This is a genomic window from Arthrobacter sp. KN11-1C (assembly GCF_052180225.1).
Taxonomy (GTDB): domain Bacteria; phylum Actinomycetota; class Actinomycetes; order Actinomycetales; family Micrococcaceae; genus Arthrobacter.
The window spans coordinates 3,165,484-3,186,618 of the sequence record NZ_CP197467.1 but is presented as its reverse complement, the minus strand read 5'-3'; the positions used below and the strand labels follow the sequence as shown (position 1 = coordinate 3,186,618).

The following is a 21,135-nucleotide window of genomic DNA, read 5'->3' as shown; positions in this document are numbered from 1 at the left end:
TGGATTTCAGAACTTCGATGCGCCACCGGAGGTGATCGTACCGATCGGGTTGCCTGCTTTGTCCGCAGCGCCGGGCGTCGGGCTGTAAACCGGGGTCTTCGGTGAGACGTTCGTTCCCGCGGTCCCACCCCCCGTACCCGGCACGCCCAGGGTGATGACCAGCGTCCCGGTGGACTGGGTCCAGGTCATGGTGGACGTTGTGAAGTTCAGAGGCGACGTGGTGCTTGTGTTGTAGCCGCCCACTAAGGCCACGCTGCCAAATGACGGTGCCGCGCACGTGGTGCTGCCGAACGTCAAAACCTCGCCGGTGCTGATGCTGGCGGTACCGGTTGCGGTGTGGGTGGCGGACGTGGAGTCCCAGCCGCTGCATAAGGTGTGTGCGTCCATGTCCGTCGAAAAGACGATACTGAGCGTGTCTCCGGCATCGGCTGTTTTTGCCGTGCCACCGTTGGCCAAGGCGACGGATGAAACTACGGGTGCCAAAGTGTCCTTGACCGAAGTCGCGGTGGCCGCCGGACCCGTGTTGTCGGCCGCGTCTTTGGCGACCGCACCGTACGAAGTGGTGCCATCATTGAGCGCTGCGAGGTTCAGTCCAGAGGTACTCCAGGCCCCCGATCCGCCGGTGGTGACCGTCTGGGTCACAGTGTGCGCCGACCCTGCGTCGCTGACAGTGAGGGTTACCGAGGTACCGGGCTCCGCCGTGCCCGTGACTTGAACATTGCTCTTGTTGGCGATGTTTACGTACGTCGGTACGGAGATCGTGGGAGCAGCCGGGGCGACGGTATCGATCTTGACCGTTTGGGTCTGCGGAGTGCTGGAGTTCCCTGCGGCGTCCGTGGCCGAGTAGCTCAGCGTATGGGTACCCTCGCCGCTGACGCTCACCGCCGCCGTGGCCGCGTTGACGGTTAGGGTGCTGCCGCCGTCGAGTGTGTACTTGATGTTGGCGACGCCGGAGCCGCCTGGGTTGTCCACGGCGCTGAGGTTCACAGTCACCGGACTGGTGTTGTTGAACCCCGCGGCGTTCGGCGTTGGGGAAATAGAGGTGACGCTGATGGTGGGCGGCGTCGTATCGATCGCTACACCCGCGCTCCGGCCGCTTTCTGTGCCCGTCCACAGGGAGATGACGGGCGTGACCGCGTAGTACCAGGTTCCGTCCGGCACGCTTTGTTCGATGCAGCTGAGGCCGGACACGGAACCCGCGCAGCCTCCTCCCGCGGGGACTTTAGTGCCGCCGGAGGGAGACGAGTAGCGGGCCACGGTGTAGCCCGCTACTGCGTGTCCGCCCGGTGTGGCCACGGCCGCCCAGCTGACCGTGACATTTGTACCGTTCAGTGATCGTGCCGGCGTGCTGCCTTGTGGCATCGTGTCGGCTTTGGCTGCGCCGAAATTGCTGCTGCTCAGCGATTGCCAGAAAGCATTCGCCGCCGGGCCGCCCCAGGAGATGAAGAGCACGGCCAGGAGCGTCCACGTCGCGCGACGGCGGAGCGCGTGCCTGTTTCCGCGGCTTGCAGAGTGCTGGGGCTTGTTCATTTGCGGACCGCCATCGTCACTGGAAGGTGGAATACAGCGCCTTGGCAGCTGGATTGTGAGGCCGTCGACATCGATGCGGCCCCTGGCAGGGTGATCAGAATGGAGGAATTCGCCGGTATGGACACCGTTGGCGTGAAAGGAGCGACCGGGGCGTTGAACGTCACACCTGTGGTGGTGCACAGCGGGTGGGATGCATCGGCCGTCGGGGTTCCATTGGAGGCGAAACTGTACACCTGCACCGCGAAGGCGTTTGGATTGCTTGCCCGGACGATGACTTCCGCGGTACCTCCCGGGATGAGAGTGGAAGCGGGACTGTCACCGGCGACGAAGGCGTCCACGGTCACCGTCTGCATGGTGGCGCTGGCGGCCGAGCCGCTGCCAATTCCGATGGTGGACCAATAGGCGTAGGCAGATCCGACTCCCAGCACCAGGCTCAGCACGGCAACCGTCGCGGCTGTTTTGGCTGCCGCCAAAGAGCCGGCCTTCACCCACCTCTTCGCATTCATGTCAGGTGCCCGCATCTCAATTGCCCTGTCCCGTTCCGGAGTAGGAAAGCTGAAGGGTTGCGCCTTTGCAACCGTCCTGGTTCAGCGAAGTGTCCAGCATTCTTATCTGCGGCCATCGAGACGACGGAATTGCGTTCCCGGAAAGCGAGGAATTCCCTGGCGGGGCAGAGATTGGATAAATGCCGCTGAATTGAGTCACGGAATAGTCTGACGGATTGCACGGCCGGTTATTCGCCACGGCCTGGGCGGTCCGGGTGACTCCCGTAACGGCAACGGTCAGGCCGGTGACATTAAGGCTGGAATTGCCCGGGTTCGTCAATTGAAGATTAATCGGTATCGCAGTGCCCGGTGCCAGAAGCCCGGAGAGGTCGCCTGAGATAGTGAACGGTTGGTGCTGCCCTGCGGTCACTGTCAAGGAAACGACGACGACGGCGGACTGTAGCGTTCCGCTGGTCCCCTTGAGGCTCAGGGAGTACGTTCCAAGAGGTGTGGCGGAAGTGGTGGACACGTCGAGGGTTGCTGACGCGGATCCCGGCCCGACGGCGACCACCGTGGGCGAAAACGATGCGTTGGCTCCTGCCGGCAGACCGGAGATCGAGAGTGAGACGTTGCCGACAAACCCGCCGGAGGGCTGGACAACGACGTTGTAGCTTGCCGAGGTTCCCTGGGTGGCGGACCTGCTGGTGGGTGCAAGCTGCAAGGTGATGGTTTTTGGCGTGTTCTGGTTTCCATTGCCATTGCTACTGGCGGCGAGCACGACGCCCGATGTGAGGGTTAACAAAAGGAGGCCCGCCAGAAGCACTTTGGCTCCCGCTCGCACGATGCGAAGCGGCGAGTGGAATGACTCCGGAATGCTCGGCACCGTTTGCTCCTCCGGGTTGTTCTGCGCGGTTTCTGTGGGGACAGCAATTGCTGGTGGGCCCGCGACGGGCCCACCAGCAATTGACTAGTGGCTGGCGTAGGAGAAATTGACGGTGACGTCCTTGCAGGCGTCCTGGTTGCTGGCTTTGTCGTTGAATGCGATCGTCGCTCCGCTCCAGCTGTCCACATTCGTGCCACTGGCTACTTCGTGGCCGACGCCCATTGTCGCGTTGGCGAGGGTGAAGTCGGTCGCGTCGCAGCCAACGGCAGCCACTCCTCCTTTGGTCACGCTCGCGATGCTTGCCGTTACGTTGGCGACGTAGACCGGGCTCGTATTGAGGTTGGTGAAACTGCCGCTAAGGGTCTGAGCGGGGCCGCCCGGCTCGAGACCGGTGACAACGCCAACCTGGTTTACCGTGATGGTGGTGTTTGTTCCTGATGCCCCGGAACCGACACCGCTCCCGGTATTGGTCCAGTACGCATATGCCGCTCCGCCGCTTGCCGCCACGAGGGCAATTGTTGCTGCTGCCGCGTAGACTTTTCCCTTTTTGCTCAATTTGCGCATGAGTGAGACTCCTTTGTGAATTGGTGTTCCCCAGAACAGGCGACAGCGGCAACGAATTCGGAAATTTCCAACCCTTGCTTCGATTGCCCATTCAATCGATGACCAAATGCTTGCATGGGCGGTCTTTAACTAACAACGAGTGGTGTTACCCGTCTTTCGCTGGCAAAAGCGAGTGGTACTACTTGGTTCGACCACCACTTCTGACCTTCTTTGCTGGGAAAACGACGGCGACACGCCCTATTTTGGGGTGTGTCGCCGTCGTCCTCGTTCAAAAGAGGTCAGAAGTGGTGGAGTGATACTTAAACGACTGTGGCCCCGGACCGAAGTCCGGGGCCACAGTGCCTGCAGTTGGTTTCTTAGCTCTCGCCGGCCGAGTTGGAGCGGCCGAGGATGGTCTGCGGGATCCAGAACGCGAGGCCAAAGAGGACCAGGCACACGGCCATCGGCCACGTGTTCTCAAGCGTCAGGAAAGTGAGGGAGTAGATGGCGCCGAGGAACAGGACCATGCTGATCACAAAGAGCAGAATGCTCTGGCCCAGGGGGTTCTCTTTTTCGATGGGCTGGCTGGTGTTCTGGGACATGCTTTCCTCCTCGGCCCCGAGGGGCTCAAAAACTATGGCGGCTGCCGGGAAACTCAGTACGCGGATGAACCTTGTTCACCTTTGACGATGGCAATTCCGGAGCTCGCACCGATACGTGTTGCACCAGCAGCAATCATAGCCTGTGCATCGGCCAGCGAGCGTACTCCGCCGGAGGCTTTGACGCCGAGGTCCGGGCCCACGGTCTTGCGCATGAGGGCCACGTCTTCCACCGTGGCGCCGCCACCGTTGAAGCCGGTTGAGGTCTTGACGAAGTCCGCTCCTGCCTCGACGGATGCCTCGCAAGCCAGGATCTTCTGCTCGTCATTCAGCAGGGCAGTTTCGATAATGACCTTCAGGATGGCTCCACCCGCGTGGACCGCCTCCGCGACGGCCGTGATGTCATCCACCAACGCGCCTTTGTCTCCAGCGCGGGCCGCGGCGATGTTGATCACCATGTCCACTTCATCCGCACCGTCCAACACCGCACCGCGTGCTTCGAAAGCCTTGACGTCGCTGGGGGTAGCGCCGAGCGGGAAGCCGACAACCGAGCAGGTGAGCACTCCGGAACCCTTGAGTGCCTTCGTGACGGTCTTGACCCAAATCGGATTGACGCACACGGACTTGAACTTGTACTCCGCGGCCTCCGCGCAGATCTGGCGCACCTCGGCTTCGCTGGCCTCTGGCTTGAGGAGGGTGTGGTCGACATAGGAGGCGATGCTTGCACTATTGTCCAGTGCGGGGGAGGCTTCGTTGCTCATGGAGGTCCTTCCGTGGCGGGCCGGATGTGCCGCACGGGTCGCGGCTCGTCAAATGACCATCTTGCCACACTGCCCCGCCGCCGTGGAGGCTCCCTCAGGCAGCCGCGGAGCGTGCTGAACGCAGGGACTGTGCGGGACTGGAGGTGCGGAGCCTGGCGTCTTCCTCGAGTCGGGCCGCGCAATAGGCCGCCGCGGCATTCGAGGAGAAGACGAGCCCAAGGCGCATGCCGTCCCGGGAAGCGGCGTCGCCGATCGCCCAGATGCCCGGCACCGAAGTGGCGAAGTCGCGCCCCACCCTGATGCCGCCGTCGGGAGCTGTTTGCAGTCCGGCGCTTTCCGCGAGCCCGTTGCGGGGGAGCCGTTCCTCGGCGAGCACCACAAGATCGCCGTTCATGCTGCTCCCGTCCTCGAAGACGATCCCGGTGGCCGGCAGGGCCGAACCGGCAACGGAAGGCATGACAGCGGCCGGCCGCAAGGTAGTTCGGATAGGCCGGACTCCGCGGGCACGCAGCACAGCCTCGGCCTGGCCGGCTGCCGGGCCGGTGCCAACCAAAATGCCCAACGGCCGACGGCCCAGAACGCGGGTGATGTCCTGGACCGCGGTGCCGATCTGTTCGGCGTCGTCGATGGTGGAGTAACTCAGGCTGCGCGCGGCGCCTTGGACCGGCGGGAACATGGGGGAGGAACCGGTGGCAATGACCAGCTGATCATAGGGGAACTCAAGGCCCTCCGTGGTGGTGACTGTACGGGCGTCGGCATCGATGAAGCTCGCGGACTGGCCGAGACGCACGGAGACCTGGGGGAGGGCGGCGAGCTCCAGGAGCGCCTCGGGGCATTCGTCGCGGTTGCTCAGGACCGTGATGACGCCGTGGAATGTTGCCGTTCCAGGCTGTCGCGCAGTGCTCCCGCCGGTCAGCCGGCGGACCAAAGCCTGGGCTGCGGGCCCGGCTCCGGCGATGACGAGGTGGATGGAGCGTGCGGACGGGGTGATGGACATGGTGGGTCCCTTCGCTGAACTGAGCTGTGGTGGATGTGCCTGTGCCCAGCGTAGGTGCGGGTGTTTTCGGTCGTGTTTCCCCGTTGTTGCCATTTGGCGGTGACCCGTTCCCTGATGGTTACCAGCCGGTAATGAGCTGGGTCACACGGGGGCCGCCGGGGCATAAACCGGGCGCTGCTATTGCGCCGTGCGGGAGCGGTCCGGAGGGGCCAGCCACTCCTGGCTTTTGCTGAGGCCGACAACGCTTTCCATCGTGTCTCCGCCGCGGAGGGCAGCCGCATCTGCTTCCGTGGAAGCTGTGAGGAACCACGCTTCGACGTGGTCGTCCAGGACGCTACGAGCCTCGGGAAGCCACGCGGTGAACACCGGTTTGTCTCCCACGCTGAGGGTTTTCAAGGGCGCGACGCCGGGAGCGTCGCCCAGGATGAGCCGGGCCTTGGCCTGCCTGCCATAAGCGACGTTCGCGGTGCCTTCGACATAGCTGCTGGACTTCCACAGCATCCCGCGGAAGGCGGAATAGTTGGAGACCGCGAGCCTCACCGGGAGCCCGACCGGAGCGGGCTCTTCGATTTCGATGTAGCAGCCCAGCTTTCCGTCCTGGTCGTACTGGGCCGAGACCGTAGTGCCCGTGACCGCGAAGTCGAGGTTGGCCTGGTGCTTGGGCATGCCCCAGATTCCCTTGCCGCCCTTGACCGAGACTTCGGTGCTGACCGGCAGGTCCACCACGAACTGGCCAAGCCCAAACGATTTCTGGAAGATGAACGGCAGAAGCGGCGGGACGGGCCGGCTGCCGTGGGTGACGGCGATCGCAAGGGAATACTCGATGCACTTCCCGAAGGCCGTCGACTCGTAGTTGACCACGGTGACCATCAGTAGGCCCTTGCCGCCGAGGCTGAAGGGGCGCATTTCCTTGCCCGGAAGCAGTCCGGCGGCGGCGCGTTTGTTGACGGGAAAGGCCGCCATCAGCATGGGGAAGCTGTTCGAACTGAGCGGCATCACGTGATTGATGCCATCCACTTTCGCGTGCTGGCCGCTGAGCCTGAGCTGGCGGCGCGGGACCGGGGAGGGGAGCACCCTGTGGAGGGACCTGTGCATCGCCGCGTGCAGCTGTGCGAAGTTTTTCATGGCCGTTCCCTTCTATTTGGCGGGCGCCGTCGAGTTGCGAATGACCAGCTCGGGCGTGAGGCGCTCGTCCGCGACGGGAGCCTCCGGATTATTGAGCCGGTTCATTGCCACAGCTCCCGCGACGCTTCCCAGTTCCATCGCGTGGAGGTCGACCGACGTCAGGTCGATTCCGTGGAGCCGGCCGGTCCGTGAGTTGTCGTAGCCCACCAGTGACAGATCCCCGGGAACGGCCAGGCCTCGGGCGTAGGCGGCTTCGCGTACCGCCATGGCGAACTGGTCATTGTGGGCGAAGATGGCGGTCGGGCGGTCCGCGGCGTCAAGCAGTCCAGCTGCGGCACGCTGTCCGGCAGCCTGGGTGAAGTCATCGGCCGGTGCGGTCCAGGGAACCAGGCCCGCGCCGCGCATTGCCTTCTCGTAGCTCCTTCGGCGGACTGTGTGGCCGTCATAATCCGGCCCGGCAAGATGGGCAATCCGCGTGTGGCCAAGGCCGAGGAGGTGTTCGGTGGCGGCGCGGGCTCCGGCGTCGTCGTCCGAATAGACGCTGTCGACGCCGGGCACCGGCCGCGCGACGTTGACGATCGGGATGATCCGGGCCAGTTCCCGTACCCGCTCGTCCGGGTCCAGCAGCGTTGCGGCGATGATGATCCCCACCCGTGCCTCGATCAGCGATTCCACGGCACCCCGATCCACGCCGTCGATAGACTGGGAGACGCTCAGGATGAGTCGGTTGCGGGCCTGGGGGAGCGCCATCCTGACGCCGCTGAGGATGTCGGCGTAGACCTCGTTGTAGATGTCCATCAAATAGAGCCCGACGGCGGAGCGATGCTTGCGTGCCAGGTCGGCGGCGGCCGCGTTGGGCCGGTAGCCGAGACGTTTTGCAGCGTCGAAGATGGCCTGTTTCGTCTCGCCGCTGACACCGGGTGCATCGCGGAAGGCGAAAGACACAAGCGTGCGGGAGACGCCGACTTCACGAGCCACATCGCTCTGTGTCGCGGGACGGAGCTGCCGGTCAAGACCCATGGTTCATCTTCCCACGGCGCAGAGATCTCAATTAAGTCATTTGTTAGATTGACCTTACATTTAAATCTTTCGCGCGTTAGTCTTTAATTCAGCGCGGGTGTATGACCCGCATCACAAGACAAAGGAGTCCTGATGTCTGCAACGCAAAGCCATAGGGGAGTCGGCAGCGCAATCGCGCTTCCTCCGCTGACGAGCGGTCCGCACCGCAAGCGCCTCGGCATGGTCGCCCTCATCGCCACCTTCGGCGGCCTGCTGTTCGGTTATGACACGGGTGTCATCAACGGGGCGCTCCGGCCAATGACGGCCGAGCTCGGCCTCACTCCGTTCACCGAGGGCATCGTAGCCAGCTCGCTCGTCTTCGCCGCGGCAATCGGTGCGCTCTCGGGTGGCCGCATCTCCGACGGGTGGGGGCGCCGCAAGACGATCATTCTGCTGGCGGTGCTGTTCTTCGCCGGCACCTTGGTGTGCGTATTCACCCCGAGTTTCGGCGTGCTCGTCGTCGGCCGCGTCCTGCTCGGTCTCGCAGTGGGCGGCGCCTCGGCGGTGGTCCCGGTGTTCCTCGCGGAGATGGCCCCGTATGAGATCCGCGGCTCCCTCGCGGGCCGCAACGAGCTCATGATCGTCGTCGGCCAGCTGGCGGCCTTCGTCGTCAACGCGATCATCGGCATCGTGTGGGGTGACATCCCCGGCGTGTGGCGCATCATGCTTGCGGTCTGTGCGTTGCCGGCCATCGCGCTGTTCTTCGGCATGCTCCGCGTGCCCGAATCCCCGCGCTGGCTCGTCGAGAAAGGCCGGCACGACGAAGCCCTCGCCGTGCTGCGGTCCGTCCGCTCAGAGGACCGTGCCCTTGCCGAGCTCGGCGAGGTCGAGAGCGTCGCCAAGGAAGAGCAGCAGAGCCAGCAGATCGGCTGGCGTGCGGTCTTCAGCAACAAGAACCTGTTCCGCATCCTGCTCGTGGGAATCGGCCTGGGCGTCGCCCAACAGCTGACCGGCATCAACTCGATCATGTACTACGGCCAGACGGTGCTCGTCGAGTCGGGCTTCAACGAGAGCGGCGCGCTCATCGCGAACATCGCACCCGGCGTGATCGCCGTGATCGGCGGCGTCATCGCCTTGTCCCTCATGGACCGGATCGACCGTCGCAAGACCTTCATCCTGGGCCTCACGCTGACCACCAGCTGCCACCTGCTCATCGGCTTCGCCTCCATGATGCTGCCCGTCGGCAACCCGATCCGCCCGTACCTGATCCTCTTCCTGGTGGTTGCCTTCGTCGGGTCCATGCAGACGTTCTTGAACGTGGCGGTGTGGGTCTACCTGTCGGAGGTCTTCCCGCTGCACATGCGAGGCTTCGGCACCGGCGTCTCGATCTTCTTCCTCTGGGTCGTCAACGGTTTCCTTTCGCTGTTCTTCCCGTCGTTGGTCGCAGGAGTCGGGATCACCGGCACGTTCTTCCTCTTCGCCGTCGTCGGGGCGCTCGCCCTGGTCTTCGTCGTCAAACAGGTTCCCGAAACCCGTGGCCGCACCCTGGAAGCACTCGAGGAAGACGTCACCACCGGTGCCATCTACCTCGTCCACAAGAACCAGGGCTAGACGCGGAGCCGGTTCCTAGGAGACGCTCGCTCACGTATGGAGGCTTTCCTTCCAACGCCCGCTCACCTATGGGGTCCGGTGTGGAGACGCTCGCTCACGTATGGGCCCAAATCGCCCGGCACTCCTGCGCATGAACTGAACAATTGAAGTGAAGGAGGGTTCGTCGTCTGGCCCCAGGATGAGCGAGGATCGTCCGAAACCGGCCCAAAAGTGAGCGAGGATCGCCCGGAACCGGCCCATAAGTGAGCGAGGATCGCAGGGCTAAACGCGGAGCCGGTAACCTCGTTTGACCACGGTTTCCACGAGCTTTCCGTCCGGCAGCGAGGACCGCAAACGGCTCACGGTCATGTCCAAGGCATGGACCGAGCCACGCAATTCCAGCAAATCGGAAAGCGCCTCGCGGGACAGCACGGCGCCCCCGGCTCCCAAAAGCGCCCGCAGCAAGAGCAGCGGAGCCGGGGCCAGATCCACCGCGGAACCATCGATCCTCAAACAGCGGCCCCGCAGCTCGATATGGCCGGCGGGAGTATCGAGCCGGCGCACATGGTTCAAGGCCAGGTGTTCGGTGACGAGGCGGATGAGCGCGCCCATGCGGTAGCGGTCCGGGATGAGCGGGGAGAGCCCGGCGTCGATCAGCGGCTGTGCGGTGACCGGCCCGACGGCGGCGACGGTCACCTGGGTCTTGAGGGCATCGACCAGCTGTCGGTACAGGCCCATTTCGTGGGCCGTGCTCCACATCGCGTCTACCGCGGGCGCGCTCGTAAAGGTGAGCACATCCAGGTCTCCGGAGCAGGCGGCTTCAATGAGGCGCGGCAGCTTGTCTTCGCCGTCGGGCTTGACCCAGCGGTAAGGGGTAACCGTCAGGACCGTCGCGCCGGACATCCGGAGGCGCTCCAGCTGGCGGACGTCCGTGTACCCGTGCAATTGCACGGCGACGGTCTTCCCCCGCACGCCCTCCTGAAGGAGCATGTCCACTAGCGTGGCGGTGGTTTCGTCACTGCTGATCCCGACGTCGGCAAGTCCTGCCGCGCGGACCGCACCCCGCGCCTTGGGTCCCCGCACGAACATGCGGCAGGCGGCCAGGACGTCGAGGAGTTGCTCGCCGATGCCGAAGGAGTCCGCGGCCTCGCACCAGCGCCGCATGCCGTAGGCGGTGGTCGCGATGCAGATATCCGGCTTGGCCGCGATGATCGTTTTCGTGTCCTCGATGAGCGTCACGTCCTCCTGGACCGGGGCGATCTTCAGCGCCGGGGCGTGCAGCACCGAAGCCCCCCGCCGTTCGAGCGCCTCGATCAAGTCGGGTGAACGCCGGTGTGAAGTCACTCCGATGCGGAAACCGTCCAGCGGCGCGTCGTCGTTTGGTCCGGGGGTGGCCAACGGCGAGCCAGCATCGAGGGAATCAAGGGCATTCAACGTAGTCATGTGTGTTCTTTCAGGCTTCGAGGAGGGAAGCTGCGAGGCGGGCCAGGTCTGCCGTGGCTTCGGCGTGGCTGCGGTTGGCTTCGGCCACCCGGACCACCTCGCCGATGACCAGGACGGCCGGGTTGGTACAGCCGGCGGCCGCGGATTCGATGGTACCGAGTTCGGCGATCGTGGTGCGTTGTCCGGGGCGGTAGCCGCGTTCGACGACGGCCATGGGCATTGCGGGATCCATCCCGGCCCGGCGGAGCCCGGCGGCGAGCTGCGGGAGGGTCCCGATGCCCATCAGGACCACGATGGTCCCGCCAAGTCCGGCAAGGTGCGTGTGCTCTTTTTCGGTCAGGGGTGCGTGGCCGGAGACCACCGTGAACATGTGGCTGACCTCGCGGTGCGTGACCGGAATGCCGGCGGCCGCTGGGACCGAGATGGCGCTTGTGACGCCCGAGATGACCCGAACGGGCACCCCGGCCTGCACGCAGGCGCTGACTTCCTCGCCGCCGCGGCCGAACACGTAGGGGTCTCCGCCTTTGAGCCGGACCACGTTCTTGCCGCTCAATGCGGCATCCACCATGAGCTTTTCGATGTCGCATTGGGCGACCTTGTGGTGCCCCGGGCGCTTGCCGACGTCCACCATCACCGCGGACGTGAGTTGCGCCAGTTCCGCGTAGGGGGCAAGCCGGTCGTAGAAGACGACGTCGGCATCCCGCAGTGCATTGACCGCGCCGACGGTGAGCAGATCGAGAGTGCCGGGTCCGCCGCCGACCAAGGTGACGTGGCCTGACTCGCCTGCGGGAGGTTCGCTCGCGACGGGAATCCCCGCTTCGCGGCAGCGTTCGAGCAAGGGTTCCCATCCGGGCTGGCCGTCGTCGACGGCCGCAACCAGGAAGGGGCGCTCGGGCAGCGGGCCGTCAGCGTCGGCGCCGTCGGGGGTGCTGAGCCGATGGACGACCGCGCCGGCGGCTTCGAAGCGCCGGACGGCCTGCCGTGCGGCGTGGGCCGAGCCGGTGACCAGAACGTCGCGGCCTGTGAGGTCGAGGGTGAGCTGCATGGCTTGTGCTCCTTAGCCCTGGCCGCGAACGGGGATGGTGCTAGCGATGAGGACGCCGCCTTTTTCCTCGTTGGTGGCGGGACGGATCTGGCCGCGTTCGGGGACGAAGGCAATGGCCTCGTCCTTCTGCTCGGGGGCGTTGACGAAGGAGCGGAAGCGGCGCAGGCGTTCGGGGTCCTTGAGGGTTTCGGCCCATTCGTCCTGGTAGGTGTCGATGTGCCGGGCAATCGAGGCTTCGAGCTCGTTGGCGATGCCGAGGGAGTCGTGGATGATCACGTCTTCGATGTGTTTGAGGCCGCCGTCGAGTTCTTCCTGCCAGCGGGCGGTGCGCTGGAGGCGGTCGGCGGTGCGGATATAGTACATGAGGTAGCGGTCGATGTATTTGATGAGGGTGTCATCGTCAAGGTCCTGGGCGAGGAGTTGGGCATGGGCGGGCAGGAAGCCGCCGTTGCCGCCGACGTAGAGGTTCCAGCCTTTGTCTGTGGCGATGACGCCGACGTCCTTTCCGCGGGCTTCGGCGCATTCGCGGGCGCAGCCGGAGACGCCCATTTTGAGCTTGTGCGGGCTGCGCAGGCCCCGGTAGCGCAGTTCCAGATTGATGGCCATCGCGACGGAGTCCTGGACGCCGAAACGGCACCATGTGGATCCGACGCAGGATTTCACGGTGCGCAGGCTCTTGCCGTACGCCTGGCCCGACTCAAAGCCGGCGTCGACAAGTTCTTTCCAGATCTCCGGGAGCTGTTCGAGGCGGGCGCCGAACATGTCGATGCGCTGGCCGCCCGTGATCTTCGTGTAGAGCCCGTACTTCTCGGCGACGGCGGCAATGACCCCGAGGCCCTTCGGCGTGATTTCGCCGCCGGCGATGCGGGGGACCACGGAGTAGGTGCCGTCCTTTTGCATGTTGGCCAGGGCGCGGTCGTTGGTGTCCTGGAGGGTGCCGCGCCCGGCACCCAGGACGTATTCGCTGTTCTGCGAGGCGAGGATCGAGGCGATGGTGGGCTTGCAGATGTCGCAACCCGCGCCGGTGCCGTACTTGGCCAGGATGTCCTCGAAGGATGTCAGTTCCAGGACGCGGATGGCGTCGAAAAGTTCCTGTCGGGAGAGGCTGAAGTGCTCGCACAGGGCCTTGGAGACTTCGATGCCGGACTTCTTCAGCTCGCCTTCGAGGAGTTTCTTGAGCATCGGGACGCAGGAGCCGCACTGCGTTCCGGCCCGCGAACAGGTTTTCAGCTCACCGAGTTCCTGGACCGGTGCGTTGCCCTCGCAGGAGCCGCAGCCGTTGATCGCGTCGCGGACGCTGCCGGCGGCGACGTTGTTGCAGGAGCACAGGATCGCGTCATCCGGCAGTTCGGTCTCGGGCGCGTCTCCGCCGCCCGCGGCGGTGAGGTAGGCGCCGGGTTCGGCGGGGAGCTCCCGGCTGAGCAGGGGACGCAGGCTCATGTAGGGGGTGGCGTCGCCGACGAAGATGCCGCCGAGGAGGGTCTTGGCGTCGTCGGTGGTGACGATTTTCTGGTAGACGCCGCGGGCGGGGTCGGCGTACACGATTTCCAAGGAGTGCTCGGTGGTGGCGAACGCGTCGCCGAAGCTGGCCACGTCCACACCGGAGAGCTTGAGCTTCGTGGCGGTGTCGAAGCCGGGGAACGTTGCTTGCCCGCCGTGCAGGCGGTCCGCCACGATCTCGGCCATCGTGTTCGCCGGCGCCACGAGCCCCAGGCACATCCCTTCGAAGTTCGCCACCTCACCGATGGCCCAAACGCCGGGGACCGGCGTGGCGCAATGGTCGTTGATGACCACACCACCCTTTTTGCCGATTTCGAACAGGTCCTTTGCGCCTGCGTTGGGGCCGTCTCCGGCGCGGAACAGTTCATCGCGGGGGCGGATGCCGATGGACGCGATGACCATGTCCGCGGGGATGATGCGGCCGTCCTTCATGAGGACCCCGGTGACTTGGCCGTCGTCGTCGGACAGTACTTCGGCCGGGTAGGTTCCCGTCAGCACCTCGAGTCCCTTGGCAGCGACCAGCCGGCCCAAGGCCTGACCGGCCCCCTCATCCAGCTGGGCGTTCATGAGCCAGCGCGAACCGTTGATGACGGTTGCCTGCGCGCCCAGCTCCATGGTGCCGGCTGCTGCTTCCAAGCCGAGGAGGCCGCCGCCGATGGTCACGGTCCTGACGGTCCGCCCGAGCTTCTCCCGGAGTTCGGCGATGGCCTTGTTGATGGCCCAGACGTCGTCGAGGGTGCGGTAGACATGGGCGAGCTCACCGCCGGGGAAGGGGAGCTGTGCCGCGTCCGAGCCAGTGGCCACCACCAAGTGGTCGTAGTCGTAGGTATTGCCGGCGGCGGTTTCCACGGACTTGGCGTCGGAGTTGATCTTGACCACCCGCTCGCCCGTGCGCAGGTCCAGGGCGTCGTGCTCCCACATGGACATGTCGCCCAGGGTGAGGTCATAGTCCACATCGGTCAAGGCCTTGCTCAACGTGACCCGGTCATACGGAACGTGCGCTTCTTCGGTCAGGACCGTGACGTGCCAGCCCTTGAGACCGCGGGTTTGCATCGCATCGGCAAAACGGTGGGCCGCAGGGCCCCCGCCGGCCACAACAATACGGCGCAGGTTTTCTGGGGTGGAGGTGTGTCCGGTCACTGGTGGCCTTTCGCAAACGCCGCAGAACGTGCTCCGCAACTTGTCATTTCAGACTACGGACGGGCAGTTTCTCCTCAGTTTCCCTTTTGTTTCGTGGTCTTAACTTCTGGGTCACGATTGGATGTCGGGACGCGTGAGTTCTCTTTTACGCACCGGACACATTGTCTGCGGTCGAGTGAAACACTGCCCGCATACCTTGAAGGTATGGCTGCTGCGCGGCCAGGGCCTGAAAGGAAAGGGCAGCATTTGTCCCGACGCAGGCATAGTGAAAGGGGCTGACATGACCGTCATTCTGGAACGGGAAGAACAACTGACAAGCGCGTCGACGGCGTCCGGCTGGCATCGCATATGCCCGTTGGATGAGCTGGAGCCGGCTTGGGGCGAGGCAGCGTTGATCGACGGCGTGCAGGTGGCGCTCTTCCGCGTCGACGCCGAAAATGTCTACGCGGTTGCCCAGCAGGACCCCGCAACGTTGGCCAACGTCATGGCCCGCGGCATTACCGGTTCCCGGGGATCACGCCCCACCATCGCCTCGCCGTTGCACAAGGAGGTCTACGACCTGCAGACCGGTGAGTGCTATTCCAACCCCGGGCTTCGGCTTCTGGCCTTCAAGACCCGCATGGTTGACGGTTTCATCGAGGTCGAAGTCTGACTAGAGCCCGAGCGCCTCGCGGACGTCCGCGAGGATGTGGTCCAAGGTGGTTCGCGCTGCCTGCCGGGTCTCCGCGAGTTCCGCTGCCGAGCCGACCGGCTTGATGACCTCCAGGTAGCACTTGAGCTTCGGCTCGGTGCCGCTGGGCCGGATGATGACGCGGCTCAGGTCCTTGGTCAGGTAGAGGAGGCCGTCCGTCGGCGGCAACTGCTCGCTTCCCTCGGCCAAGTCCACAAAGGTCTCGATCGCGGATCCGCCGAACGATTCCGGCGGATCGGCCCGGAGCCGGTTCATCATGGCGTCCAGCAATCCAAGATCCGCCACCCGGATGCTGAGTTGATCACTCGCATGCAGGCCGTGCACCAGGTAGATCTCGTCCAGGGTGTCGAAGATCGTCTTTCCTTCGGCCTTGGCCGCAGCGGCCAGCTCGGCGATGAGCAAGGAGGCCGAAATGCCATCCTTGTCCCTGACGAGTTCGGGCGCCACGCAGTAGCCCAGAGCCTCTTCGTAGCCATAAACAAGCCCGGGCACGCGGGAAATCCACTTGAATCCCGTCAGCGTTTCCTCATGTGCGAAGCCAGCCGCCGCCGCAATGCGGGAGAGCAGCCGCGACGAGACGATCGAATTGGCAAACACACCCCGGCTCGAGTCGCTTTGCCGGACGTCGGCGGCGTGCCGGGCCACGACATGTGCCCCAAGCAGGGCTCCTACTTCGTCGCCGCGCAACATCCGCCAAGCACCCGAATCCGGGTCCTTTGCCGCCACGGCCGCACGGTCGGCGTCGGGGTCGTTGGCCAGCACGATATCGGCATCCAGGCGCGCCGCCGCCGCCAAAGCCAGGTCCAGAGCGCCGGGTTCTTCCGGGTTGGGGAAACTGACCGTGGGGAAATCCGGGTCCGGCGCTGCTTGCTCTTCCACGAGTGACACGTCCGTGAAGCCCGCGGCATTGAGTACCGACACCGCAGTCTCACCGCCCACGCCATGCATGGGGGTCAACACGATCTTCAAATCACGGGCCGGGAAATTCCCGACGTCGGCCAGGCCGGCCATCGCGGCTTCGTACTCGTCGGTGATCGACGTGGGCAGCTCAGTCCAGCCGGATCCGGCCAGTTCGATGGAATCCAACGGACCGACGGCTTCGATGCTTGCGGTGATCTGCGAATCGTAGGGCGCCACGATCTGGGACCCCTGGCCGCTTTCCTCGACGGCCCGGCCGCCCAGGTAAACCTTGTATCCGTTGTCCTGCGGGGGGTTATGGCTCGCGGTGACCATGACGCCGCCGTCGCAATCAAGGGAACGGACCGCGTAAGCCAGCAGCGGGGTAGGAAGCGCCGAAGGCATCAGGAACGTGTCGATTCCCGCGGCCGTGAAGATGGCGGCAGACTCGAGTGCGAACACGTCCGAGTTGTGCCTCGCGTCATAGCCGACGACGGCGCGCGGCCGCGTTCCGGGGGCAGCCGCCTCAACGGCGTCCTTGAGGAAGGCCGCCAAACCTGCCGCTGCCCGGCGCACCACCACGCGGTTCATCCGGTTGGGACCGGGGCCGAGGGCGGCACGAAGTCCCGCGGTACCGAACTGCAACGTTCCGCTGAAGCTGTCTTCAAGCTGTTGACGGGCTGCGGCGACCCCGCTGGAGGCGAGTCCGGTCAGCTCGGACAGGGCTGCCGCGGTTGCCGGGTCCGGGTCCTGGGCAGCCCATTCGCCGGCGTCGGATATCAGCTTTTCAAATTCGGCATCGCTCGATGTCATAGGAACAAAGCTATCGTCAAAGAGAATGAATGCCGAGGTCACGGGCTATGGCAGCCGTCACAGTCCGGTCGCCCCACCCCAACTGACTCGCATTTGTTGTCGTTATGAGGCGTCTAAACGACAACTACTGCGAGTCAGTTGGGTGCCGCAGGGGCAGTTCCGTTGTTCGCGGTACCGCTATTTGGTTTTGGTCGAGCGTGTCCGCACCAGAGCGGTGACGCCGGCGGCAAGGCCGATAAGGCCAGCCGCGAGGCCGAACCACCCGGCGGTGGATCCGGCGTCGCTCGTCGATGCCGCGGCTGACGGTGCAGGTGTCGCGGACGGTGAGGCCGTGGAAGCCGCGGCATCGTCACTGGCGGTGGTCACGAAGGAAGGAGCCGGGTGTTCCGGTTCGGGCTGTCCCGGAACGGTCTTCTCGTCCCATTTCACTACTGAGCCGTCGGTGTACGTCTGGGTCGCGGGCAGCGACACGGTGGTGCCGGCGTCGGGCAGGACTCCCACGGAGATAGAGAAAGCCTGGTATTCGTTCTGCCCGATCTGGTGGGCAGCGTCCGCTGTCCAGACCACTGAGCTGATCGCCTTGGTCACTGTTGCTCCTGCAACCGTGATGGGTTTGGGCAGGGTGGTGGTGACGAGCTGGGCCGTCCAGCCCTCGACCGGTTTCACCGACACCGAGTTGAAGGGTGTATCGGTGGGGAGGGAGACTTCGAGCTTGTTGGTCTTGGCCGTCGCGGACTCGTTGGGGACGTTGAAGGTCAAGTGGGTGTAGCCACCAGCTGCGGGATCGTCGGGATTGACGTTGACGTGGGCTGAGGCGGCTGAGACGCCGAAGGCGAGCAGCCCCGCGGCCATCATGGCGGCGGAGGCGGTTTTGAGGGTACGGCGGCGTGAGGTCTTCATGGCAATGGTGCCCTTTCACGAAGGAAAAACGGTGGGGGCCGGGCGGACGCGGGTCCGGACCGGTGAAGGCAGCGAGTTGCCGCCGGACCCTTTCCGTGTGTGAAGACGGGTCTTAGGCGGCGGGCACCAGGGTGGGTGGACCGCGCCGCGAGGGAAGCCGCAGTCCGGCAAGGCCGCGAGGACGCACAGCCGGAGCCCCGCAGGGGGCTGGGGCGCGGAGCGGCTGAATCGCTGTTGGAGCCGGCAGTTGGACCAACGGTCGGAGCCACGATGCCAGGGCCCACAGCGCTTGTTCGCCGCGTGCAAGCACCAGCGCGGTGCCCGCGGTTGCGAGGGTGTGCGCCGCGAGCATTTGCCAGTCGCTTGCCGCGGCGTGGCTCGAGGCGATGGCGCCCACGGCGTCGGGGGAAGGCGACCAAAGAACGTGTCCAGCGTGCCCGGACTGTAATGGGGCCGCGGCGGAAGTCCCGGACAGGGCGCCGAATGCCCAGTGAAGGCAGAGTTGCCCGGCCCCTAGCAATCCCGCGAGGACCGGAAACGACAGCCGGGCGCGCGTCAGGACGGCGACAGGGAGGATCGTCAAGGCACAGAGCGCCGTCAGGATGGCTGGTGCGGGAAGGTTTCCGCCGCCGGCAAGGTGCCCACCCGCGGCCAAGCCCAGGATGATCGAGCCGATCAGGGTAGTTCGTAATAACCGGAAAGGCGCGGATGTCATGATCGGCGGTCCTTTCCGGTTTGGGCGCAGTGGCGGAGAATCACTCAAATTCTACGGTGCCGCCCGGGCCGGAAGTGCCGGGGAGCGTTGACTCCCCGGCACTCGATCAGAGTTTGGCGATGATGTCCGCCAGGAGGCGCGAAATGCGGGCACCCGCCGTCTGGCCCGCCTCGATGACTTCCTGGTGGCTCAGTGGTACCGGGCTGATGCCTGCGGCGAGGTTGGTCACGAGAGAAATGCCGAAGACCTCCATGCCTGCATGCCGGCCGGCGATCGCTTCCAAAGCGGTGGACATGCCCACCAAGTCCGCGCCGATTCGCTTGGCGTACTGGACCTCGGCCGGAGTTTCGTAGTGCGGGCCGGTGAACTGGGCGTAGACGCCTTCGTCGAGGGTCGGATCCACTTCGCGGGCCAGGCTGCGGATGCGCGAGGAGTACAGGTCCGTGAGGTCCACGAACGTGGCGCCTTCAAGGGGCGAAGCCGCCGTCAGGTTGATGTGGTCACTGATGAGCACGGGAGTTCCGGGGGTCCAAGCCTCGTTCAATCCGCCGCAACCGTTGGTCACCACCAAGGTCTTGCATCCGGCTGCCGCGGCCGTGCGCACGCCGTGGACCACTGCGCGGACGCCTTTGCCTTCGTAGTAGTGGGTACGCGCGCCCAGGACGAGGGCCCGCTTGCCCTGCTTCGTCAGCACCGAGCGGATGGTGCCCACATGCCCCTCAACGGCAGGAGCGTGGAAGCCCGGAACCTCCGACGCCGTGAGAGTCGCCGTCGTTTCGCCTATGAGATCCGCAGCGGCGCCCCAGCCTGAGCCGAGGACGAGCGCGACGTCGTGCGATTCGACGCCGGTCTCCGCCGCGATGTAGTCGGCCGCAGCTTTGGCGGCCTCGAATGGGTCTGTTTTCATCAGCTCTGTGTTACTCACTGGTACAAACTACAGTGCCGCGCGCGCTGTTGAACAGGGCGCAGCCGGGCAGGTAAACGGCCTCGTCGGGCGTTCTCAGGTGGGGCTTAGTGGCAGGTCCGCCGGCATTAAGTGAGAATTGAACATTGTGACCATGCATCCTGACTTCAGCTCACCACGAATCGCGATCCTGGGCGGAGGTCCAGGCGGATATGAAGCGGCCATGGTCGCGGCGCACCTGGGCGCGCGGGTAACCCTCATCGAGCGCGCCGGCCTCGGCGGCTCAGCCGTCCTCACCGACGTCGTACCTTCCAAAACCCTGATCGCGACGGCGGATCTCATGACCCGCGTCGGCGAGGCGGGGGAGCTGGGAGTCAAGTTCGCCGTCGACGGCAGTGACGTAGCGCCGGGCATGCGCGCGGACCTCGGGCACATCAACGACCGCGTCCTGCACCTCGCGCGGGAGCAGTCCGACGACATCCGGGTGGGCCTCGAGAACCTTGGCGTGGAAATCCTGATGGGCTCCGGCAAGCTCCTCGACAACCACACCATCGAGGTCATCACTTTGGACGGCGTCAAGACGATCACCGCGGACGCCATTCTTCTCGCTGTCGGCGCCCACCCGCGCGAGCTGCCCACGGCAAAGCCGGACGGTGAGCGCATCCTGAACTGGGCGCAGATCTACAACCTCGAGGAACTTCCGGAAGACCTGATCGTCGTCGGTTCCGGCGTAACGGGCGCCGAATTCGCTTCCGCCTACAACGGCCTTGGCTCGAACGTCACCCTGATTTCGAGCCGTGACCAGGTGCTGCCCGGCTCGGACACCGACGCGGCCCAGGTCCTCGAAGGTGTCTTCAAGCGCCGCGGCGTCCGTGTTTTGTCCCGCTCGCGCGCGGAGGCGGTTGAGAGGACCGACGCCGGCGTGAAGGTGACGCTCGGCGATGGCAGCACCGTCTCGGGCAGCCACTGCCTCGTCTGCGTTGGCTCCATCCCCAACACTGACGGAATGGGCCTGGAAGAGGCCGGCGTAGCTGTCACGGAGTCCGGCCACATCAAGGTCGACGGCGTCTCCCGCACCACCGCGCCCAACATCTACGCTGCCGGCGACTGCACCGGAATCCTGGCCCTCGCCTCGGTCGCAGCCATGCAGGGCCGCATCGCGGTTGCGCACTTCCTGGGCGACGCGGTCATGCCGATCAAGCTCCGCCAAGTGGCCTCAAACATCTTCACTTCACCGGAAATTGCCTCCGTGGGCGTCTCCGAGGCCGACCTTGAATCCGGCAAATACCAGGGCGACGTGGTCATGCTCTCCCTGCTAAGCAACGCCCGCGCCAAAATGCGCAACTCCAAGGACGGCTTCGTCAAGATCATCGCGCGCAAGGGCTCGGGCACCGTGATCGGCGGCGTCGTCGTCGGACCGAACGCCTCGGAGTTGATCTTCCCGATCGCCGTCGCGGTGAAGCAGAAACTGCACGTCGACGACGTCGCGAGTACCTTTACCGTGTACCCCTCGCTGACCGGGTCCATCTCGGAAGCAGCGCGACGGTTGCACGTGCATATGTAGGATTCTGTTCG

19 protein-coding genes are annotated in these 21,135 nt (G+C 65.0%); 3 read left to right on the top strand and 16 right to left on the bottom strand.

Features of this window, described 5'->3' with window-relative positions:
• Nucleotides 1–6: 6 nt before the first annotated feature.
• The 9 genes from ACSBOX_RS14965 to ACSBOX_RS14925 form a co-directional block, all read right to left on the bottom strand.
• Nucleotides 7–1,530 (bottom strand): OmpL47-type beta-barrel domain-containing protein, encoded by a 1,524-nt coding sequence (locus tag ACSBOX_RS14965; RefSeq protein WP_442543157.1) that lies wholly within the window; start codon nt 1,528–1,530, stop codon nt 7–9.
• Nucleotides 1,527–2,036: a hypothetical protein gene (locus tag ACSBOX_RS14960; protein ID WP_442543156.1), complete on the bottom strand. Its 510-nt coding sequence runs from the start codon at nt 2,034–2,036 to the stop codon at nt 1,527–1,529. The genes ACSBOX_RS14965 and ACSBOX_RS14960 overlap by 4 nt, the downstream gene beginning before the upstream one ends.
• 16 nt (nt 2,037–2,052) lie before the next feature.
• Nucleotides 2,053–2,898, bottom strand: coding sequence for a COG1470 family protein (locus ACSBOX_RS14955; RefSeq protein ID WP_442543155.1), 846 nt, complete (start codon nt 2,896–2,898; stop codon nt 2,053–2,055).
• Between the two features lie 84 nt (nt 2,899–2,982).
• Nucleotides 2,983–3,462, bottom strand: coding sequence for a hypothetical protein (locus ACSBOX_RS14950; RefSeq protein WP_442543154.1), 480 nt, complete (start codon nt 3,460–3,462; stop codon nt 2,983–2,985).
• Nucleotides 3,463–3,818: 356 nt separating this feature from the next.
• Nucleotides 3,819–4,043 (bottom strand): hypothetical protein, encoded by a 225-nt coding sequence (locus tag ACSBOX_RS14945; RefSeq protein WP_078105872.1) that lies wholly within the window; start codon nt 4,041–4,043, stop codon nt 3,819–3,821.
• 53 nt (nt 4,044–4,096) lie between these two features.
• The gene (deoC, locus tag ACSBOX_RS14940) at nt 4,097–4,801 is read right to left on the bottom strand and encodes a deoxyribose-phosphate aldolase (protein WP_442543153.1); all 705 of its coding nucleotides are present in this window, start codon (nt 4,799–4,801) and stop codon (nt 4,097–4,099) included.
• Between the two features lie 94 nt (nt 4,802–4,895).
• Nucleotides 4,896–5,798 (bottom strand): FAD-dependent oxidoreductase, encoded by a 903-nt coding sequence (locus ACSBOX_RS14935; protein ID WP_442543152.1) that lies wholly within the window; start codon nt 5,796–5,798, stop codon nt 4,896–4,898.
• Between the two features lie 177 nt (nt 5,799–5,975).
• Nucleotides 5,976–6,923: an acetoacetate decarboxylase family protein gene (locus ACSBOX_RS14930; RefSeq protein ID WP_442543151.1), complete on the bottom strand. Its 948-nt coding sequence runs from the start codon at nt 6,921–6,923 to the stop codon at nt 5,976–5,978.
• Between the two features lie 12 nt (nt 6,924–6,935).
• Entirely contained in the window at nt 6,936–7,943 is a 1,008-nt protein-coding gene (locus ACSBOX_RS14925; RefSeq protein ID WP_442543150.1) for a LacI family DNA-binding transcriptional regulator, read from the bottom strand.
• A gap of 132 nt (nt 7,944–8,075) precedes the next feature.
• On the opposite strand from ACSBOX_RS14925, the gene ACSBOX_RS14920 reads away from it, so the two are divergent.
• Nucleotides 8,076–9,533 carry a sugar porter family MFS transporter gene (locus ACSBOX_RS14920; RefSeq protein ID WP_442543149.1) on the top strand — a complete coding sequence of 486 codons (1,458 nt, stop codon included), beginning with the start codon at nt 8,076–8,078 and terminating at the stop codon, nt 9,531–9,533.
• A 261-nt stretch (nt 9,534–9,794) separates the two neighbouring features.
• Here the strand turns inward: ACSBOX_RS14920 and ACSBOX_RS14915 are convergent, their stop codons facing one another.
• The 3 genes from ACSBOX_RS14915 to nirB are packed head-to-tail and all read right to left on the bottom strand — an operon-like array spanning nt 9,795 to nt 14,640.
• The gene (locus tag ACSBOX_RS14915; RefSeq protein ID WP_442543148.1) at nt 9,795–10,955 is read right to left on the bottom strand and encodes a uroporphyrinogen-III synthase; all 1,161 of its coding nucleotides are present in this window, start codon (nt 10,953–10,955) and stop codon (nt 9,795–9,797) included.
• Nucleotides 10,956–10,965: 10 nt separating this feature from the next.
• Nucleotides 10,966–12,000 (bottom strand): uroporphyrinogen-III C-methyltransferase, encoded by a 1,035-nt coding sequence (gene cobA / locus ACSBOX_RS14910; protein WP_442543147.1) that lies wholly within the window; start codon nt 11,998–12,000, stop codon nt 10,966–10,968.
• Nucleotides 12,001–12,012: 12 nt separating this feature from the next.
• Nucleotides 12,013–14,640 carry a nitrite reductase large subunit NirB gene (gene nirB, locus ACSBOX_RS14905; RefSeq protein WP_442543146.1) on the bottom strand — a complete coding sequence of 876 codons (2,628 nt, stop codon included), beginning with the start codon at nt 14,638–14,640 and terminating at the stop codon, nt 12,013–12,015.
• A gap of 280 nt (nt 14,641–14,920) precedes the next feature.
• Here nirB and nirD point away from each other — a divergent pair, with 280 nt between their 5' ends.
• Nucleotides 14,921–15,292, top strand: coding sequence for a nitrite reductase small subunit NirD (gene nirD / locus ACSBOX_RS14900; protein ID WP_442543145.1), 372 nt, complete (start codon nt 14,921–14,923; stop codon nt 15,290–15,292).
• Here the strand turns inward: nirD and ACSBOX_RS14895 are convergent, their stop codons facing one another.
• The 4 genes from ACSBOX_RS14895 to ACSBOX_RS14880 all read right to left on the bottom strand — a co-directional run bounded on the left by ACSBOX_RS14895 (nt 15,293) and on the right by ACSBOX_RS14880 (nt 19,563).
• A complete protein-coding gene (locus tag ACSBOX_RS14895; RefSeq protein WP_442543144.1) occupies nt 15,293–17,041 on the bottom strand; it encodes a phospho-sugar mutase in 1,749 nt (582 codons plus the stop codon). It lies immediately after the preceding gene.
• 177 nt (nt 17,042–17,218) lie between these two features.
• The gene (locus ACSBOX_RS14890; protein WP_442543143.1) at nt 17,219–17,941 is read right to left on the bottom strand and encodes a YcnI family copper-binding membrane protein; all 723 of its coding nucleotides are present in this window, start codon (nt 17,939–17,941) and stop codon (nt 17,219–17,221) included.
• Between the two features lie 112 nt (nt 17,942–18,053).
• Complete coding sequence (locus ACSBOX_RS14885) at nt 18,054–18,656, bottom strand: hypothetical protein (RefSeq protein WP_442543142.1); 603 nt, start codon at nt 18,654–18,656, stop codon at nt 18,054–18,056.
• 106 nt (nt 18,657–18,762) lie between these two features.
• Entirely contained in the window at nt 18,763–19,563 is an 801-nt protein-coding gene (locus ACSBOX_RS14880; RefSeq protein WP_442543141.1) for a purine-nucleoside phosphorylase, read from the bottom strand.
• Between the two features lie 145 nt (nt 19,564–19,708).
• On the opposite strand from ACSBOX_RS14880, the gene ACSBOX_RS14875 reads away from it, so the two are divergent.
• A complete protein-coding gene (locus tag ACSBOX_RS14875) occupies nt 19,709–21,124 on the top strand; it encodes an NAD(P)H-quinone dehydrogenase (RefSeq protein WP_442543140.1) in 1,416 nt (471 codons plus the stop codon).
• Nucleotides 21,125–21,135: the final 11 nt, after the last annotated feature.

What these genes read in the sequence shown, in the direction of transcription:
- cobA (WP_442543147.1), bottom strand. Translation starts at nt 12,000, where the DNA reads ATGCAGCTCACCCTCGACCTCACAGGCCGCGACGTTCTGGTCACCGGC.
- ACSBOX_RS14880 (WP_442543141.1), bottom strand. Translation starts at nt 19,563, where the DNA reads ATGAAAACAGACCCATTCGAGGCCGCCAAAGCTGCGGCCGACTACATC.
- nirD (WP_442543145.1), top strand. Translation starts at nt 14,921, where the DNA reads ATGACCGTCATTCTGGAACGGGAAGAACAACTGACAAGCGCGTCGACG.
- ACSBOX_RS14925 (WP_442543150.1), bottom strand. Translation starts at nt 7,943, where the DNA reads ATGGGTCTTGACCGGCAGCTCCGTCCCGCGACACAGAGCGATGTGGCT.
- ACSBOX_RS14890 (WP_442543143.1), bottom strand. Translation starts at nt 17,941, where the DNA reads ATGAAGACCTCACGCCGCCGTACCCTCAAAACCGCCTCCGCCGCCATG.
- deoC (WP_442543153.1), bottom strand. Translation starts at nt 4,801, where the DNA reads ATGAGCAACGAAGCCTCCCCCGCACTGGACAATAGTGCAAGCATCGCC.
- ACSBOX_RS14915 (WP_442543148.1), bottom strand. Translation starts at nt 10,955, where the DNA reads ATGACTACGTTGAATGCCCTTGATTCCCTCGATGCTGGCTCGCCGTTG.
- ACSBOX_RS14960 (WP_442543156.1), bottom strand. Translation starts at nt 2,036, where the DNA reads ATGAATGCGAAGAGGTGGGTGAAGGCCGGCTCTTTGGCGGCAGCCAAA.
- ACSBOX_RS14965 (WP_442543157.1), bottom strand. Translation starts at nt 1,530, where the DNA reads ATGAACAAGCCCCAGCACTCTGCAAGCCGCGGAAACAGGCACGCGCTC.
- ACSBOX_RS14895 (WP_442543144.1), bottom strand. Translation starts at nt 17,041, where the DNA reads ATGACATCGAGCGATGCCGAATTTGAAAAGCTGATATCCGACGCCGGC.
- ACSBOX_RS14885 (WP_442543142.1), bottom strand. Translation starts at nt 18,656, where the DNA reads ATGACATCCGCGCCTTTCCGGTTATTACGAACTACCCTGATCGGCTCG.
- ACSBOX_RS14920 (WP_442543149.1), top strand. Translation starts at nt 8,076, where the DNA reads ATGTCTGCAACGCAAAGCCATAGGGGAGTCGGCAGCGCAATCGCGCTT.
- ACSBOX_RS14945 (WP_078105872.1), bottom strand. Translation starts at nt 4,043, where the DNA reads ATGTCCCAGAACACCAGCCAGCCCATCGAAAAAGAGAACCCCCTGGGC.
- ACSBOX_RS14930 (WP_442543151.1), bottom strand. Translation starts at nt 6,923, where the DNA reads ATGAAAAACTTCGCACAGCTGCACGCGGCGATGCACAGGTCCCTCCAC.
- ACSBOX_RS14950 (WP_442543154.1), bottom strand. Translation starts at nt 3,462, where the DNA reads ATGCGCAAATTGAGCAAAAAGGGAAAAGTCTACGCGGCAGCAGCAACA.
- ACSBOX_RS14935 (WP_442543152.1), bottom strand. Translation starts at nt 5,798, where the DNA reads ATGTCCATCACCCCGTCCGCACGCTCCATCCACCTCGTCATCGCCGGA.